This is a genomic window from Sphingomonas sp. TDK1 (assembly GCF_001650735.1).
Taxonomy (GTDB): Bacteria; Pseudomonadota; Alphaproteobacteria; order Sphingomonadales; family Sphingomonadaceae; genus Sphingomonas.
On record NZ_LXVY01000031.1, the window covers coordinates 1 to 15,863 of the forward strand.

Annotated in this window: 18 protein-coding genes; 6 read left to right on the top strand and 12 right to left on the bottom strand. The window is 61.4% G+C overall.

Translation table 11 applies throughout. The annotated features are described in order from the left end of the window. Positions 1–770 (bottom strand): TonB-dependent receptor domain-containing protein (locus A7X12_RS16375; protein ID WP_157105629.1); only part of this gene is annotated, 770 nt, incomplete at its 3' end. Between the two features lie 199 nt (positions 771–969). Between A7X12_RS16375 and A7X12_RS16380 the strand changes: the two genes are divergently transcribed. Both A7X12_RS16380 and A7X12_RS16385 read left to right on the top strand, forming a co-directional pair. Beyond that, on the top strand, positions 970–1,674 hold the full coding sequence (locus tag A7X12_RS16380; RefSeq protein ID WP_019053929.1) for a SprT-like domain-containing protein: 705 nt from the start codon (positions 970–972) through the stop codon (positions 1,672–1,674). Positions 1,675–1,692: 18 nt separating this feature from the next. Beyond that, a complete protein-coding gene (locus A7X12_RS16385) occupies positions 1,693–1,932 on the top strand; it encodes a hypothetical protein (RefSeq protein WP_064312597.1) in 240 nt (79 codons plus the stop codon). A gap of 7 nt (positions 1,933–1,939) precedes the next feature. Here A7X12_RS16385 and A7X12_RS16390 read toward each other — a convergent pair whose 3' ends face one another. The 7 genes from A7X12_RS16390 to A7X12_RS16420 all read right to left on the bottom strand — a co-directional run bounded on the left by A7X12_RS16390 (position 1,940) and on the right by A7X12_RS16420 (position 11,162). After that, on the bottom strand, positions 1,940–2,848 hold the full coding sequence (locus A7X12_RS16390; protein WP_332308556.1) for an enoyl-CoA hydratase-related protein: 909 nt from the start codon (positions 2,846–2,848) through the stop codon (positions 1,940–1,942). A 102-nt stretch (positions 2,849–2,950) separates the two neighbouring features. Continuing rightward, positions 2,951–4,675 carry an LVIVD repeat-containing protein gene (locus A7X12_RS16395; RefSeq protein ID WP_064312599.1) on the bottom strand — a complete coding sequence of 575 codons (1,725 nt, stop codon included), beginning with the start codon at positions 4,673–4,675 and terminating at the stop codon, positions 2,951–2,953. A gap of 178 nt (positions 4,676–4,853) precedes the next feature. Next, the gene (locus A7X12_RS16400; protein WP_006949678.1) at positions 4,854–5,660 is read right to left on the bottom strand and encodes an enoyl-CoA hydratase/isomerase family protein; all 807 of its coding nucleotides are present in this window, start codon (positions 5,658–5,660) and stop codon (positions 4,854–4,856) included. Then, positions 5,657–6,463 (bottom strand): SDR family oxidoreductase, encoded by an 807-nt coding sequence (locus A7X12_RS16405; protein ID WP_006949676.1) that lies wholly within the window; start codon positions 6,461–6,463, stop codon positions 5,657–5,659. Before A7X12_RS16405 ends, A7X12_RS16400 begins: the two co-directional genes overlap by 4 nt. A gap of 48 nt (positions 6,464–6,511) precedes the next feature. Continuing rightward, positions 6,512–7,975 (bottom strand): phosphotransferase, encoded by a 1,464-nt coding sequence (locus A7X12_RS16410; protein WP_010408992.1) that lies wholly within the window; start codon positions 7,973–7,975, stop codon positions 6,512–6,514. Positions 7,976–8,337: 362 nt separating this feature from the next. Next, the gene (locus A7X12_RS16415) at positions 8,338–10,557 is read right to left on the bottom strand and encodes a TonB-dependent receptor (RefSeq protein ID WP_232318553.1); all 2,220 of its coding nucleotides are present in this window, start codon (positions 10,555–10,557) and stop codon (positions 8,338–8,340) included. Beyond that, positions 10,554–11,162 (bottom strand): TonB-dependent receptor plug domain-containing protein, encoded by a 609-nt coding sequence (locus tag A7X12_RS16420; RefSeq protein ID WP_006949670.1) that lies wholly within the window; start codon positions 11,160–11,162, stop codon positions 10,554–10,556. The genes A7X12_RS16415 and A7X12_RS16420 overlap by 4 nt, the downstream gene beginning before the upstream one ends. A 433-nt stretch (positions 11,163–11,595) precedes the next feature. Here A7X12_RS16420 and A7X12_RS16425 point away from each other — a divergent pair, with 433 nt between their 5' ends. Together A7X12_RS16425 and A7X12_RS16430 are read left to right on the top strand one after the other, a co-directional pair. Beyond that, on the top strand, positions 11,596–12,111 hold the full coding sequence (locus A7X12_RS16425; protein WP_064312601.1) for a TetR family transcriptional regulator: 516 nt from the start codon (positions 11,596–11,598) through the stop codon (positions 12,109–12,111). Beyond that, positions 12,047–12,709: a hypothetical protein gene (locus A7X12_RS16430; protein WP_157105627.1), complete on the top strand. Its 663-nt coding sequence runs from the start codon at positions 12,047–12,049 to the stop codon at positions 12,707–12,709. The genes A7X12_RS16425 and A7X12_RS16430 overlap by 65 nt, the downstream gene beginning before the upstream one ends. A 49-nt stretch (positions 12,710–12,758) precedes the next feature. On the opposite strand, the gene A7X12_RS16435 is transcribed toward A7X12_RS16430, so the two are convergent. The 4 genes from A7X12_RS16435 to A7X12_RS16450 form a co-directional block, all read right to left on the bottom strand. Next, positions 12,759–13,259 carry a hypothetical protein gene (locus A7X12_RS16435; protein ID WP_061780449.1) on the bottom strand — a complete coding sequence of 167 codons (501 nt, stop codon included), beginning with the start codon at positions 13,257–13,259 and terminating at the stop codon, positions 12,759–12,761. Next, positions 13,252–14,070, bottom strand: a complete 819-nt coding sequence (locus A7X12_RS16440; protein WP_064312603.1) for a hypothetical protein — start codon at positions 14,068–14,070, stop codon at positions 13,252–13,254. Before A7X12_RS16440 ends, A7X12_RS16435 begins: the two co-directional genes overlap by 8 nt. Positions 14,071–14,073: 3 nt before the next feature. Continuing rightward, complete coding sequence (locus A7X12_RS16445; RefSeq protein WP_043061464.1) at positions 14,074–14,253, bottom strand: hypothetical protein; 180 nt, start codon at positions 14,251–14,253, stop codon at positions 14,074–14,076. A gap of 79 nt (positions 14,254–14,332) precedes the next feature. Beyond that, complete coding sequence (locus A7X12_RS16450) at positions 14,333–14,725, bottom strand: MerR family transcriptional regulator (protein ID WP_043061463.1); 393 nt, start codon at positions 14,723–14,725, stop codon at positions 14,333–14,335. Between the two features lie 71 nt (positions 14,726–14,796). On the opposite strand from A7X12_RS16450, the gene A7X12_RS16455 reads away from it, so the two are divergent. Together A7X12_RS16455 and A7X12_RS16460 are read left to right on the top strand one after the other, a co-directional pair. Beyond that, positions 14,797–15,465, top strand: coding sequence for a cation transporter (locus tag A7X12_RS16455; RefSeq protein ID WP_043061493.1), 669 nt, complete (start codon positions 14,797–14,799; stop codon positions 15,463–15,465). Positions 15,466–15,497: 32 nt separating this feature from the next. Next, complete coding sequence (locus tag A7X12_RS16460) at positions 15,498–15,833, top strand: hypothetical protein (RefSeq protein WP_061780451.1); 336 nt, start codon at positions 15,498–15,500, stop codon at positions 15,831–15,833. The last annotated feature ends 30 nt before the right edge of the window (positions 15,834–15,863 follow it).

Here is a 15,863-nt window from a genome sequence, read left to right on the forward strand (position 1 = left end):
TCAACTGCGATGTCGCTGTGCAAATTGGTGAAGAAGCTGATCTGCTCGAAAGAGTCGCCGCCGGGGATGCCGAGGGCAGCCAGCTGGTCGCGCTGGGCCTGGGTGAGGTTGAAATTCCCCGATAGCGCGATCCGATCTTTGACCTTTATGTTGAAGTAATCGAGCGTCAGCGTGAGGCGGGATGTCGGCGTCAGGACCAGCCCTGCGGCAATATTGAACGATTTCTCCGGACGAAGTGGTGCCGCACCGAAAAAGCGTGCGACGGGATTGTTGGGGGAGATAATCCCCGCGGTCAGCGGCGTGCCGGTCACCGTGTCGATATTGGTCTGAACCTGCGAGGCGTTAGCCTGCCCCGGAGTTGGCGCTCGGAAGCCGGTGTTGACCGACCCGCGCAACGCTATCGCGTCGGAGAAATTCAACCGCGCATTGGCTTTCCAGTTGAAGGTCGAGCCAAAGTCGGAAAAATCCTCAAAACGGCCTGCGAGGCCGAAAGTCAGCAGGGAGGATACATCGCCTTCGATCGCCGCATAGGCGGCCCAATTGTTGCGGGAGAACACGCCTGCCTGGACTGGCGAGAAGCCGGGAAAGCCGTTGGACCCGACGGGAAGTCCGGTACGCTGGCCGGTGTCGGGATCGATCAGCGAGGCGTAAGGACCGACTTGCCAGGAAGCGACTTCCCCAGCGGTGATCTCATATGTCTCGCGACGATATTCGAGACCGCCGGCAAGGTTGAGGGGAGACGCAATGGCTACGTTGAACGACGCCGCAATGAAAGGGGGGTCTGATTATGGCGAAGGAAAAGCCCCTCAAGGGGCACAAGCTGGCAGGCTATAGCTTTGGTGTTTCGGTAAGCTGCGAGTGCGGTTGGCGCTCCGGGACGTGGTTCGGGAAGGGTGGTCGCGGTAGCGCGCTGGGTGAATGGTATTCCCATAAGGATCGCTGCGCGGCCGAAGCGAAGGCGCTGGGCGCATGACCAACCCGACCGCGCAAGCCTATGCTGAATTGCAACTGGCGTTCGACCATTACAACCGGGAGCTGTTCGCGGGCGAGCTGCCCTCCTGTCTGATTACGATGCAGAGGGAAAAGCGGAGCTACGGCTATTTCTCATCGGAACGGTTCGTGCATCATCACGACAAGAGCAAGACCGATGAAATCGCCATCAACCCGGCATATTTCGCCGTGGTCCCCCTGCTCGAAGTCCTCCAAACTGTAGTGCATGAAATGGTCCACGCATGGCAGTTCCATTTCGGCAACCCGTCGCGCTCCGGCTATCACAACCGGGAATGGGCCGACAAAATGGAAGCTATCGGCCTCATGCCGTCCAGCACGGGCCAGCCCGGAGGCGCTAGGACAGGGCAGAAAATGGCCGACTATGCCATTCCGGGCGGCCCCTTCATGCTCGCCACGGATGCCCTGTTGACGCAGAATTTCCGCATTTCGTGGCTCGATCGGTTCCCGGCGATCATGCCGACGCCGGCGATCGACGCCGGCGCCGGCGCCGGCGCTGCTGACGGCCATCTAGCGGACGTGCTTCAGCCCGCCACGGGGAACCGATCGAACCGGATCAAATATCGCTGCCCTACATGCGGCGTGCAGGCATGGGGCAAGCCCGCGCTGCGGCTCCTGTGCGGTGGCGACGATTGCGCCAGCGCGCCCCTCGCCCCTGTCGAATAAAGGGGCTAGGATCGGCCCATGACGATGCGCAGCCTATTCGACGGGGCTTTGACGATGATCCTCTATGTCCTCGCTTTCGCAGCGGGGACAGTGTTCGTGCGGGCCAACTATGATCTGATTGAGGCGCACCCGCTTCTGGTGTTCTTTGTCGGCGCGATCTTCGCCTACCAGCTATTCAACCTGATCCCGCTTGCCGTTGCGACCATCAACGATCACATTCTAGGCCAGCCGGCAATGCCTCTTGTCAATCGAGGATAGCCTCGGGTTATCGGCCGCGAAACAAGGGTTGCCGCTTCTCGAGGAACGCCGCGATTCCTTCGGCATGGTCCACGGTTCGCCCGGCAACGCGCTGGTTTGCTCGCTCCATCGCCAGCGCCTCAGGAAGGCTCTGGTTCAAGGCGGCTGAGAGCGCCTGGCGGGTCAGACCGAGAGCGATCGTGGGTCCGGCGGCGAGCCGTGCCGCCATGGCCGTCGCCGCAGTGGTGAGATCGTCGTCATCGACCACCTTGTAGATCAAGCCCCAGTCCGCCGCGACATCGGCCGTAATCCTCTCGCCGAGAAGCATCATCGCGCTCGCGCGGGCGCGCCCGGCAAGCCGCGGGAGCAGCCAAGTCACCCCCAGATCGGGAACGAGCCCGATCGCCGCGAATGGCAGGAGAAAGTACGCGGACCTGCTGGCGATTACGATGTCCGCCGCAAGGGCGATCCCGCACCCCCCGCCGGCGGCTGCACCGCTCACCGCCGAGACGATTGGGATCGGCAAACGCACCATACTCTCGAGCAAAGGGTTGAAGCCGGTTTCAAGCGCACGTCCCCGATCAATGCGTTCAGGATCCTCTTGAACGCCGCCGCTGAGATCGGCGCCCGAGCAGAAGGCGCGCCCCGCCCCACGCAGCAGCAGCGTGCGCGCGCCCATTGCCGCAACGCTGTCCAGCGCATCCATCATCTCGTCGAGGGTCTGCATGGACAGCGCGTTCAGCACTTCGGGACGATTAATCGTGATCGTCGCCACGCCTTCGATGCATTCCAGCGTGATGTGTTCGTAACGCATGTTCTTCTCCCTTGGAGCGACCCTTGGCTCATTGCCTGATCGGTCGCTCAAGTTGCTCGGTCCAGCAATGTGCGGCGGGAGGCGGAGAACGCGCCCAGCCATGATCGCGGCGAGCGCGAACAAGCCTCCCGCACTGTTTTGCGCCTCGCCGCGACGAAAGGGGCTCCGTCATCTACCCCCCGCCGACAGCCCTCAAGCCGAGCCGCCAGCGGCCGACACAGGTTATCACTTCACGGTCGGGAAGCCGAGGCGAGCGCGAAGGTCCGGATTCAGTTCGACAACGTGGAAACCGGTCGTGACGCAGGCGAACCAGATGTGCCCGGACTCGGGAACATAGCGTACATGCGACAAACACCCGTCGCTTACCTGGTCGTTAAACCCTGTCACGTTTTGCGTCCAGTTTAGCCCGTTGCCACTTAGCGGGGTATCGGGATTCGCACCCGGCTTATAGTAGCCGACTTCAACCGGCTTTGTAGGATCGCGCAAATCAACGATCCTCACTCCGCCAGCGAAGAAGGGGAACAGACCAAGCCTCGTGTTCCTTGCATCGTCGACATCGTTGTAATGCGAGGCAACCGCGCCGAGGCGCTCGGTGATGTCTGGGATTGGGATGAAGCTCGCATAGGGATCCTCCTTCCGAGGAGTAAATCGTATCGCGTCGCAGTTCTCCTTGATATTCATTTGCAGCTTGAACTCGCCGACGACCTTTGGATTCTTCTCGTCCGCGATATTGATGATCCGCGGCCATGTTCCAGGACAGGCGCCTATTTCGGCCGCACCCACCAGGTGTGGAACTCCGTTGATCGACGCGGGCACGACAGAATGCCAACCGCCTTGCTTGGCTTCGCCGACGAGCCTCATCTTCGGTTGAGAGCGCCCATCGACGATGTCGCTGTTATCGAGAATGTAGACGCTGCCGTTCTCCACAGGCACGTCCCCGGTTTCGGAGGCGATGACAGCCGCGTAGATCCGCCGCTCATCACGGCTGATCGACACTTCATGTGGCGTGAACCCAGCCGTCAATCCATTGGGTCGCGTGGCGCCGAAGCGGCCGAGATAGCGGGGGCGCTTCATGTTGCTGATGTCGAGCACATGCACGCCACCCTTCCCCGAACCGAGTCCGGGCACGACTTCTGTACCGTAGACGCGACGACCGTTGGGAGAGATTGTCACATTGTGGATGTTGGCGGGCCACTTGAACTCGCTCTGCAATTTGGGATTCAGGCAGTTCGAGGCATCGTAGATGCTGAGCCAAGCTGCGTCCTCCTCGCCCCGGCCAGCAATTCCTCCCGAGTAGGCGCCGGCGACGAGAACTTTGCGACCTGGTGCCGCAATCGCGTGCATCGTCTCTACCGCATCGATCGAGCCCCGGTCCCGCAGCAAGCGCACGGGCTTTGGAGCCCGGGGGTCCCTTACGTCGATAACCGCGACGCCCGCTGGCTCGCGGAGGAACAAGGCAGATCGGCTGTTGGCGGTTATCGGGCCTGTCTGCTTGAAGGTGGATACATAGGCACATTGATCGACCCATGAGAGCTGCAAATTGCCGCCGCGGTTCCAGATGTCCGTGCGACCGACGAGGCGAACGCCAGCATGATAAGGAAGTTTGGACCGGCCGCTCACCACGTCTTCGATCGTGGTTTGGCCCTGAAGCCCGGTTTCGGGGCGATCGCCGGGACCAATGACGACCTGGGAAGACGCCGGCCATCCGCTACACAGACAGGCTAGGCCGAGCGGGGCAACGACCGCGAGCCTCCGAATCTTGGTGGCTGTCACCGCAGTCAGGCGCGAAAGAGCCTCTGTGGTGCGGATCGTCGGTGAACGCCGCGATGCTCTATCGTGCGTCGCCGCCCCGATCTCGACCATGCCCGGCTTCATGACGCCGACCGGTTTGGCGGGCAAATCATCGGCAAGAACAACATTCCCATGCGCTTCGCTTAACATCCGCAACATCTTTCTCTCCTTTGCTTGGTGCGTCCTCAATCTTGCCACAACACATCGTGCGACACAGAGGAATTCGTAGCCCGTTGCGTTCGCCCGGGCGTCGCTGATATCGTCGAAATGAAGCCGGTCGCTGAGACGACGCTGCTTCCGGCCGCGCCTTCCGAAGATGTTGTCCCGGCTGCGGCGCTCACCGCTTGGTCCGCTTCACGAGCTCGGCCGCATAAGCTGGACGGCGCTTCTCGAAAAACGCGGCGACTCCCTCCTGAAACTCAGGCGCGCTGCCTGCAATGACCTGATTGCGGTCCTCCATCGCGATTGCCGCCTCGAGGCTCGGCGCATCAATTGACATCCGAAGGCATTCCTTCGTCAGCCTGAGACCGAGGGGTGACGTCGTCAGCATCGCGTCAAGGAGCGGCTCCGCGGCGACTTCCAAGTCCTCGTCAGCCACCACGCGGCTTACTAGACCCAGCTGCAAGGCTCGTTCGGCATGGATGAAATCCCCCGTCATCATCAGTTCGGCGGCGAGACTCGCCCCGACGAGACGGGGGAGGAAGTATGAAACGCCGATGTCGCATGCCGAAAGGCCGATCCGGACGAATGCCGCGTTCATCCGCGCACTGGCTCCGGCGATGCGGATGTCCGATGCGAGCGCCATGGCGAAGCCGCCGCCGCAGGCGGGACCATGGACCAGACTGACGATCGCTTGGGGGCAATACCGCATCTTCAGGACGATTTCCGAGACCCTCCGCTGGATTGCGAGGTGCGCGGTGGCGTCGAGATCGCCGCCGCCCGTCGCTCCGAGGTCGAGACCCGCGCAGAAGGCGCGTCCTGCCCCCCGCAGCAGCACCACACGGGTGTCGGTATCGCGGGACAGGCTGTCGAAGTACTCGTGTAGCGCCTCGACAAGCTCGGGACTGAGAGCATTCAGCCGATCGGGGCGGTTAAACGTCACCCAATCGACCGCGCCGCGCCGATCGATCTCAAGCGTCATCATCGACGGTCCGGAAGGGTAAGGGCGTCCGCCGAGGCGTCGCCGAGCAGGAGGCCACCATCGACCTCGAGCACCACCCCAGTGATGTAGCGGGCATTGTCGCTCGAAAGGAACAGCGCGGCATCCGCGATGTCGCGCTTTGTGCCGTAGTCCCGCAAGGCAAGACGGCTCTTCAACTTGGCGGTGGCCTCGTCCGACGGAGCAAGCCGGGCCATCCCCTCGGTGTCTCCGATCGGGCCAGGCGAGATGGCGTTGACGCGGATGCCGGCCGGGCCCCACTCCATCGCCAACGTCCCAGTGAGATTGTTGATGCCCGCCTTGGCCGCGCTCGCATGCGCCTGGAACATGACCGGGCGCTTGGCTTGGCCGGCCGTGATCGAGATCACAGACGCACCAGGCTTGCGAAGATGGTCGAACGAGGCTCGGAGCACGTTGAACGTGCCGAGCAGGTCAATCTCGACCACCGTACGGAAGGCGTTGGCCGACAGCCCGGTCGCGGGCGAAAGGAAATTGCCTGCGGCGCCAGAGATGACCACGTTGATCTCGCCCCACTTCTCGGTAGTTGCAGCGAACGCACGCGAAACGGCGTCGAAGTCGCGAACGTCGGCAACCACGCCGATGGCGTCGGCGCCCGTCGCCTTCACGCGCTCAGCCGCGACAGCAATCCGCTCCTCATTGCGGCTGATGACCGCGACGTTGGCGCCCATCTCGCCGAAGCGTTCGGCGATGCCGAGGTTGATGCCCGTGGATCCGCCAGCGACGAAAACGGTCTTGCCCTTGAAGGCGCCCTTACGAAACAGATCCATGATGTTTCCTTTTCGGCGTAGTTAGCCAGCTAGGGGCCGCGACCCCCGTCACATTGTAGAAAGCGAGCGTATGGCGCCGAAGGCATCCCAGTCGCGAACGGCGGCGCAGTTGCGCTGAACGAGGGTGGTCAGAAGCTCGACACCGCGTGCCGAGCGCTCGACGGTACGCGCGGCCGGCACGGTTGCAGCAAGCTGCGCCACGGCCTGAGCGCGGAACATCATTTCCGCCGATGCGAGATCGTAGGCCGGGGAAGCCTTGGCGAGTTCAGCTGCATGCTCCGCGATCCAGCGTCGATCGTGCTGGCGCCGCATGTCGACGGGCACGCTGCCCGTCAGGAAGTAGGCCAAATCGAACTGCGGGCTCCCGACCCCGGTCATCCCCCAATCGATGAGCCACGCCTTGATCCCGGACGGGCCCGCCTCGAACAAGATGTTGTCGACGCGCGGGTCGCCGTGCAGCACCGTCTTGGTGCCGACGGGCAGGTTCACCCAATCAAGATAAAGCTGCTCGAACCTGTCGATCAGCTCGTAATCGCAGGCGTCAACGGCGCTGCCGAGGAATTCCTTGAGCGCTGCGGCGCCTATCCGGTACGAATCATGAAACATTGCCGCACGGGGCTGGCGATCGAACAGCCAGTCACTCGGCTCCGTTCCGAGGAACTTGGCGTGGAGGTGTGACAGCGCCCGTACCACCGCGTCCGCTTCCTCGACCGAAGCGCCCCTGACCTGGTCGCCTGGCGTGGTTCGCGTCGAGAGATCTTCGAGGACGATGTTGGTGGCGCCCGTGTCGGGATTGGTCGCGGCGAAATATACCTTCGGCGCCGAGATGTCCGGATGGTCGCGCAGGAAGCTGTAGGTGTTGATCTCACGCTCATAGAAGCCCACCCGCTTGTTCGCAGCGTCGATCTCGGGGGTTGACCGGTTGAACTTGCAGAAAAGCGTGGTGGGATAGTTTTCGGGGTCGGCATTGTAATGCAGGACGACGCGAGCAGTCTCGCTCAGCGTGCCGTTGCCGATACGATCCACCGACTGGAGCACTCCAACGCGCGGGGTGCTCTTGTCGACAGAGGTTAAGATATCCTGGATCCAGTCGGTATCGATACTGCTCAGCGACGGCAGGATGGCGGGCTCGCGCGCCTCCCGCTCCGCACCGTCGCGACCCCACAGGCCGGGAATGTAGCCGGAATTCCAGCAGTGCGACAGGCGCCCTTCCTCCACCCGGAACACCTCAATGCCGCAGAGCTCCCGCTCACCCCCCTCCCGGATCGTCATGTTCCAGACTGAGCAGACATGATGCTCGTCGGCGACCAGCACCTCATGGGTGAAGAAGGGAAGCCTTGTCCGCTGCGCCGCGACGCGCGCGATCTGCTGATCGTGCGTGAGGCTCGTAACCTCATTAGCGTCGTGCCGGACGATAGGACTCGCACAGATTTCGCGGATCAGTTCCAGGTTCCCGTTGTTCCAGACTTCTTCCCAGTACAGGTTGATGAGTTCGATGCCCGAGCGATGCATATGAGGATCCTTGATGCTAAACTGAATATACTGGGACAGATACGGGTTGCGCGCGCCGCTTCACCGCGAAAAGGGGCGTCCGAGGTAATCTTCCAGGTCGCGCGCGTACCTGCGGGCGACGATGCAACCCTCGCCTTGAACGCCAGACGGCGATTCCGGCGGGGTCGCTTACTCATCTGGCCTCCTGTGCCGCCACCACCATGGCTGTCGTCAGGCCGGCGACCCACTCATCCCGCTGGTCAAATTTCCCGACCCACCTCTGTGGGTGTTTTACCATCAAACCCCGCGATCAAACATCTAACTGATTTGAGCTTGCAGGATCGCTCATCCGAACGACCCTGCCCGCATGGCGCTCGCTCGGATCAGAAGGAGCGGCTGAGGCGCGCGCCCCACGTCCTGGGGGCACCCCAGTGACCGACATATCCAAACCCGACATTACCCGTAAGAGTCTTGTATGCCTTGTTGCCCAAATTGTTGACGAACAGCGACAGCGTGGTTTTCCTGTCCACATCGGAGATCGTCGCGTTTAGGTCAACCACGGTGTAAGGCCGTTGTCGGTCAAGGGCGTCGAGGTTGAAGTAGGAGAAGACGACGGTCGAATTGTGCCGCGCACTTGCGGTGAGTTCTAGCTCGTTCAACAGTTCTCCGCCAAGATCGAAACGCTTGGATGCACTCGCGTTAACGGTCCACTTCGGCGCGAAATTCAACGTCTTTCCAGCGAGATCGTAGGGGACGAGCGTCAGCGGCTCCGTCGAGGTGAACTCCGTGAACTCCGTGTGCACGTATGTGGGCGCAAGGGTGAAGGTGAGGTCGGGGACTGGGCTGTATCGGATCTCAAGTTCGGCGCCATACGCCTTCGCTTGCGCATTGTCCGTGAGGGCGTTGTTCGGGGGAACCAACTTTTCGACCTGCAGGCCCGAATAGTCATAGTAGAAGGCCGCGAAGTTAGCAGTCAGTTTGCCGTTGAGCAGGCGGGACTTCACGCCAAGCTCGTAGGAATCGAGCGTCTCCGTTCCAAAAGCCGGCGCGGAGCCATCGCTTGCCGGCAGGTTGCCGCCGCCGCCCTTGTAGCCGCGGCTCCACTGGATGTAGCTCTGGATTTCTGGCGTGAAATCATATTGAAGGGCAACCTTTGGGAGCAACTTGGTTTTTTTGATGGTGCCGCCCGCGACTGCTACCGTAGGGATGAGGGGTTCAAGGCCCGAAATCGACTCATACTCATTCTTGTCGTAATTGAGGCGCATACCCACATTCAGCCTCAAGGCGTCCGTGAACGAATAGGTCGCGTCGAAGTATGCCGCAAAATTGTCCACTTTGGCTTGCTGGCCAAGATTTTGCGTCAGGACCGCCGCCGGATCCGGATTCTCGATGATGTAATCTAGAACACTCTTATATTCCTCGTGGTAATAGAAGGCCCCGAGGATGAAATTAAATTTATCGAAATTTCCGAACAGGTTGAACTCCTGGCTTATCGATTCGGATCGACGCGGCCAAATCGCCGTATATAAGTAGGGAAATGCGGTGCCATCGTCGTCGTTGGCGGTCCGCGTCTTCCCAAGGATATAGTTCGTCAGAGACTTGACGGTGATCGCATCGGACGCCTCCCACGTCACGCCTGCCTGGCCGATGAGCAGCTTGTTTACCGCACTGTGCGGGCGATTCGAGATCGTCTTCCAAGGCTCATTCGTCCAATCCACCCCTTCGACCCCGAGGCTGATCGGCCCAACCGGGCTCTGGTCGATCTTGGCCGCATTGTCCTCATCATAGCGGAGCGACAGGTCCACCGTCAGGCTAGACGTAGGTGTCAGGCGCAGCGCGACACGGCCATATTTGGCGTCCGTTCCGCCGCCAATACGCTCCACCACGTTAAGGGGCCTGAGGATGTTTTCGACCGGGCCATCCTGCTTCTCACGTCCGCCGCTGAGCCTGATCTGCACGCCATCGGAGAGTGGCCCTGAGACAAACCCGCTTATACCGACCTGATTGCGGCCTCCTACAATAGCGTCGATGCGCCCCGTCCACGTCTTGGTTGGGCTAGCGGAGATGAAGTTGACCGCACCGCCCGTAGCATTGCGGCCATAGAGAGTCCCTTGCGGCCCGCGCAGGACTTCGACGCGATCGAGGTCGACCGCGCGCAGGGTTCCCATGAAAGGCCGGGGCAAATAGGCGCCATCCGAATAGATCGCGACCGTCGGTTCGGACGAACCAGCCACAAGGGTCGAGCCGACGCCGCGGATAGTCACAATGGTGTTGCCGAAGTTGGGGACGAACACCAATCCAGGAATCACATTGGCCAGGGCTATGGTATCAGTGACGCCCCGGCTGAGAAGGGTGTCGCCACTCACGGCGGTGATCGAAGCGGGAATATCCTGAACGCTGACGCTGCGCCTCAGCGCGGTCACGACGATGTCGGAGCCGTCATTGCCGCCACTCGACGGCGGGGCCTGAGGCTCTGACGCGGCCGACCCGGGCTCGGTTGCGCCGGCACCCGCAGCCACGGGAGTCTGAGCCCCTGCACCAGACGCTGCCAGCGCACATGAGAAAAGTATAAACGCGCCGCTCGACACACCCCAAAAATTCATATCATCCTCCCAGTGTTTCCATACACGGCTTCCGCGCGCCAGGAATTGAAGCGACCATACTCGACACGAGCGTTCCCCTGAAGTGTATTGCCGGGCTGATTGGAGATGATGTTGACCGCACCGGCAGTGGTGGTCTGGCCATAGAGCGTGCCTTGCGGTCCCTTGAGTATCTCGATGCGACTGACATCGAACATTTGCCCTCCGACGAGGGCGGCCGAACCTTGATAGACCCCGTCGACGCTCACCGCTGCGGAGGGATTCCCGTTAGGGCGAAAATCGTCATATCCGATCCCGCGGATGGTGAATGTCTGGATGGTGCGACCTCCGACGAATTGCGGTGAAACGACCACGCCCGGCGTCAGGCGGGACGCGTCCACCAAGTCCTTGACGCCCGCTTCGCGCAGTGCCTCTGGAGACAGGACGCTGACTGCCGATGGAACATCGATCAGCCGCTGGTCGCGTTTCTGGGCCGTGACGATGATGTCGCCACCTGCCTCGACAGGATCGTCGGCGGCGTAAGCCGGGGGAGCCGCGATCGTCAGGGAAGCGAAGGCGGAGGATAGCAGATGAACGCGGCGGAACTTGTGCTGCGATGAGCTGGCCATGAAATCAGTCCTTGGAACATGTATGTCAGAAGAGGGCGAGCGACATCGGCCACCGCCCGGATCGGGGGTGGATCTCGCGTCGCTCAGGACAATGAGGGGCCTAGTCGGAGACGACAGGCCGTTGCGGCATACGCCGGGACCCCGCCCATCGATGGATGTGTGAATACTTCATAGGACCCCCTGCCCGAATCGAACGGCTGTACAGGTAGGTGTATCGTGTGAATCTTCTATGACAGCCGGAGAAACGCTCGTGGGTATCCTGTGCGGATGCGCCGTCGGCGAAGCGATATGCGCGATGCCGTCCTGCTCAGGGAGCAAACTTGGCAACGGTGTGGTGAGGCTCTATCTAGATTGGGAAAGCCAGCCGAATTCGGGCGGAGCTTAATTCGAACGGCTGTACAGAAGGGTGTCAGGTTTGAGTCGCTTGCGATATATGTCCGATGAAGCCTCGCCCCAGGCAGAGCGGATGAGTGAGGCCGCGTATGACCTTGCCGAAGAGAGCGGTCTGGCAGCGCTCAGCGCACGAAGTCTGGCGCGAAAGACAGGAATGAGCCCGTCGGCAATCAATTACCACATCGGCAATCGCGAGCGGCTCATCGCGCAGATCGCGTTCAAGGCTATCGCGGTATCTAGCCGCTGGCGGCAGTCGCAGGCCGCTTTACAGGAAGAGGGTGCCCCGAGGTGGGCCGAGCTTGATCACGTGTTCACGTCGCTGTTGCAGGATCGGTTGAGCACCGGCCGTATGGTGATGGCACTTTTGCAGGAACTGGAGAACGAGGCCGTCGCCAGCGGTCAGACCGCTATCGAAGAGGCGCTGCGCGAGGAAATGTTCGCTGAAACGGCGTTCTGGCGCGATCTGGCAATCCGCCATGGCGAAAGCGTGGATGCTCGATCTCCTCGACAGTTCGCTGGCGTACGTCGATCCGGAGAAGCGAGACTACTTGCGTGAGGAGATCGTCCATGACCTCATCATACCGATCCGCTCGGATGGCGAAGCGCTCGACTATGAAGACCATAACCTATGGATTCTGGATGATCGACTAGCCTTCTATTCCTATTTGAAGTCCGACAAGCCCTTCACAACGTTTCTCACCGACAGCGACAGTACCCGCGAACCGGACGTCGCCGTTGTTTTCGATCGATCGCTGGCGTTCGACCGTGAAGGTACTGACGAACCGATTATCATTGTCGAATTCAAGCGACCCGGCCGACCCAACTACAGTCATAGCGACAACCCGGTCACGCAGGTGCTTGAATATGTAAACATCATGCGGAACGGCGGAGCGTTCAAGGATCGCACCGGCAGGTTCCGCAAACCTATTCCTCCCAGCACCAGATTTATCTGCTTCGTCGTCGCTGATTTTACGCCAAAGCTGGTCGAGGTTGTATCAATGTCGATTGCTCAGAATAAAAGTGCGGATGGCGAGGGGTACTTTGGCTTTTCGCCCATCCACAATGCCGTCGTTGAGGTTCTGCCTTACAACAAGCTGCTTCATGATGCCCGGCTGAGAAACGAGGCCTTCTTTGCCAAGCTCGGGCTGAACTAGTTACTCGGAATCACGAATTTGCGCGGATGACATAGCTGCGATTCCTATGTCAGCTAGGGAGGGCATCAGGTGGCACTACCGTCTCTGGTGGCGTATAAAGCTGGTCCCTAGTCGCGCGAACCACGTCGTTTACATATTCCGGCCATGGGCCGGCACCTGGTGGCATCGCAGCTTCTTCCTGTCGGTCCCGCAGGCGATTGCGGATCGTGCGGGCGGTGGTGCGGGTCGCCTCGTTGTCATCGTGCCAGGCGCCCCAGCGAACCCGCCAGTTAACGTATCGTGGCGCGAAAACCAGGAAGATCAAGGCCCCCACGCCGACGCCGTGTTCGCCAAGCAGCAGGATGGGAAGCGTGGCAATGGCGAATGCCTGAATCAGCGCCCAACAGGAACGATGACGGCGAAAGCCGTTCTGAACCAGCGTCGTCGGCCACCACGGACCTGCGACTGCCCATGCCGCGAGCGCGACCAACAGGCCGGTCAACACCATGCTGACGACGAAACCGATCCACAGCAGCGCCTTGGGAGCAATGAAGGTCAAGAAATCACCCATGCTGGCGCTGCGTGTCGAGGTCGCGCAGCTCGCGCAACAGATCGGTGGCCGGCGTCGAGACCACGATATCGTGGATGACCTTCTGGTCGAGGCTGATCACGTCTCCGACCGGACGTTCCGCGTAGCGAACCAGCGCAGGCTCGCTGGACGGCGTCCAACGTCGCGACGTGCCGGGCTTGAGTTCGAAAAGAAAGCGAGCAGGGGAGGCCAGGCTGATGCTCTGCGTTTGGCCATCGCTGCTCTGGCGGATGTCGGCGACCACGCCGCGATAGCCGACCCCAAGTCCGTCATGCTGGAGATCGGTCAGCACATAGGCGATCGGGCGATGACCGTGCTGCGTAGGCTTGATGATATGCGTGTAGGCCCAGCCGTGCCCGCCAAAGTCCCACCCTTCCGTAGCGACATCGAGTGCATCGTCGGCCATCAGCATGACGACTGCCAGCGTCGAGAAAATCGGTGCGCAAATGCCCCACACCAGATCACTAGCGCTCAACGCGGCTGCCTTTGGCCCACCCTGCGCGACGATCAGCAACGTGCCGATCGGATTGACCGCGGGCGTCCGGTAATCTGCGGGCAAGAAGCGGCTGACGTCGATCAGAAGCGTTTGCACCAGCCCGATAGCAAGCCCGGTCAGCAGGTGCGCGATCAGGGAAACGGCGACCCCGATCGCCAGCACGCTCAATGCGTTAACCGGCAGATCCGGGCGCGCAACGGCGTACCGGCGGGCGCGGGTATTCCAGAGCAGGATTGCGAAGAAGCCAGGAAGGAGGATTGCAACGCCTGTGACAACGGCCAGCGTCAGTGAGAACAAGGCTCAGGCCTCGACCAATTTCCGCTTACCGGTCGCCTGGTCAATGACCATCTTAGGGCGCTTGCCCGCAGCCTTCATAGCCTTGAGCTCCCGCTCGAGGCGTAACATGTCATCGTAACCGCCAAGCTGCCACGCGATCGAGGCGGTCTCTTGCTGTTCGCGAGGGGTCAGAACAGTGGCCATGTGGACAACATAGGGACGCGATCGCGCCGCGTCTATGGGGCACGGTCCTATACCAGCATCTGACGGCCTGAAGGCTTAGTCAGCCAGCGTTCGAAAGTGCGTCGATGATCCGACAATCGGCGATCGTTGTCGCGTCGCAGGTCGCTCCCCATTGCACGATCTCGGTTCTCAGCGCGGCGAGATCGGCGAGCTTGCGATCGATCTCATGGATGTGAACCGCGGCGATCGCATCGACCTCCGCGCAGGAGCCGCGCGGATCGTCTGCTAACCGCAGAAGGTCACGCACCTGGTCGAGGGTGAAGCCAAGATCGCGCGAGCGCTTGATGAACGACAGGCGATCCAGGTGGGAGCCGTTGTAAACGCGGTAGTTCCCTCCGCTGCGGATCGGCGCCCCGATCAATCCTTCCGCTTCGTAGAAGCGTACCGTCTCGACCTTCAACCCGGTCAATCTTGCTATTTCACCGATCTTCATCACAGACCCTTGACCCTCTAGTGGGATGAGGGTTCATATAGGGGGTCCGACCCAACGAATCGAGCACGATGATGGCGGACGCCTGTTGTTCAGCAAAGCGCGACACGATCGCGGAACTTGGCCGTAAGGCCGAGCAGCGACGCGCGCTGATCGTCGTCATGGTCATCAACCTATCGATGTTCGCCATCGAGTTCGGTGGTGGGCTGCTGGCCCGCTCGTCGGCGCTGATGGCGGACTCTGTCGACATGTTCGGCGATGCCGTGGTCTATGGGCTGAGCCTCTATGCACTCAATCGTGGCGCACGTTGGGAGGCGGGAGCGGCGATCGCCAAGGGCGGCCTCATCCTGGTATTCGGCATCGCCGTCCTCGTCGAAATCGCCGGTAAGATCGCCAACGGCGTGCCGCCGTCTTCGACGCTGATGCTCGGCTTCGGCGGGGCGGCGCTGGCAGCGAACCTCACGTGTCTGGCGCTGTTGTGGCGTTTCCGCGCTGCGAACGTGAACATGGCGAGCACCTTCGAGTGTTCGCGCAACGATGTCGCATCAAACATCGGAGTGCTCATCGCAGCGAGCCTCGTCCACCTCACAGGTGCCGCATGGCCCGACATCGTGGTCGGAGGCGTCATTGCGATTATCTTCCTCCGCTCCGCGTGGCGGGTGTTCGCGGATGCTATCCCCGCATGGCGTTTTGCTGACAGGTCCAGTGCCTACAATCGCCCTCATCGCGGAGAGAACGCATGACATCGGGTCGTCATGGTGATAGGCGCGTTCCCATGCTGGCCCGCGCCTGGTCCTTGCTGCTCCTCCTGCTGGCGTCGTCGCTCGTGATGACGGCGACCGTCCACGCGCGCGAAGTGCCGGGGCAGGCGACGACGATCGAATGCACAGGCGTCGTCCATGTAGATGGTGATGCCGATCAGTCGCAGGGTGATGCCGACAAGGCGATCCCGCATCATCATGGAACCTGTCACGGACAGGCTCTGAGCATTCCGCAGGCTGACGCCATCCCGGTCACCTTCAATATCGAGGGCGCTCGTCCCAAACCCGGTTTCGACGCCGTGCGGGCGCTGAGTTCCGTCGATCCGGCGTTGCGGCCGCCAAACGCCTGACGGATGCTGCCGGCCGGGATGACCCGGCCT

Bases quoted from the DNA above. Each gene is read 5' to 3' on its own strand.
- A7X12_RS16380 (WP_019053929.1), top strand. From the start codon at position 970: ATGACCAACCCGACCGCGCAAGCCTATGCTGAATTGCAACTGGCGTTC.
- A7X12_RS16385 (WP_064312597.1), top strand. From the start codon at position 1,693: ATGACGATGCGCAGCCTATTCGACGGGGCTTTGACGATGATCCTCTAT.
- A7X12_RS16395 (WP_064312599.1), bottom strand. From the start codon at position 4,675: ATGTTGCGGATGTTAAGCGAAGCGCATGGGAATGTTGTTCTTGCCGAT.
- A7X12_RS16400 (WP_006949678.1), bottom strand. From the start codon at position 5,660: ATGATGACGCTTGAGATCGATCGGCGCGGCGCGGTCGATTGGGTGACG.
- A7X12_RS16405 (WP_006949676.1), bottom strand. From the start codon at position 6,463: ATGGATCTGTTTCGTAAGGGCGCCTTCAAGGGCAAGACCGTTTTCGTC.
- A7X12_RS16410 (WP_010408992.1), bottom strand. From the start codon at position 7,975: ATGCATCGCTCGGGCATCGAACTCATCAACCTGTACTGGGAAGAAGTC.
- A7X12_RS16415 (WP_232318553.1), bottom strand. From the start codon at position 10,557: ATGAATTTTTGGGGTGTGTCGAGCGGCGCGTTTATACTTTTCTCATGT.
- A7X12_RS16420 (WP_006949670.1), bottom strand. From the start codon at position 11,162: ATGGCCAGCTCATCGCAGCACAAGTTCCGCCGCGTTCATCTGCTATCC.
- A7X12_RS16425 (WP_064312601.1), top strand. From the start codon at position 11,596: ATGTCCGATGAAGCCTCGCCCCAGGCAGAGCGGATGAGTGAGGCCGCG.
- A7X12_RS16430 (WP_157105627.1), top strand. From the start codon at position 12,047: ATGCTCGATCTCCTCGACAGTTCGCTGGCGTACGTCGATCCGGAGAAG.
- A7X12_RS16435 (WP_061780449.1), bottom strand. From the start codon at position 13,259: ATGGGTGATTTCTTGACCTTCATTGCTCCCAAGGCGCTGCTGTGGATC.
- A7X12_RS16445 (WP_043061464.1), bottom strand. From the start codon at position 14,253: ATGGCCACTGTTCTGACCCCTCGCGAACAGCAAGAGACCGCCTCGATC.
- A7X12_RS16450 (WP_043061463.1), bottom strand. From the start codon at position 14,725: ATGAAGATCGGTGAAATAGCAAGATTGACCGGGTTGAAGGTCGAGACG.
- A7X12_RS16455 (WP_043061493.1), top strand. From the start codon at position 14,797: ATGGCGGACGCCTGTTGTTCAGCAAAGCGCGACACGATCGCGGAACTT.
- A7X12_RS16460 (WP_061780451.1), top strand. From the start codon at position 15,498: ATGCTGGCCCGCGCCTGGTCCTTGCTGCTCCTCCTGCTGGCGTCGTCG.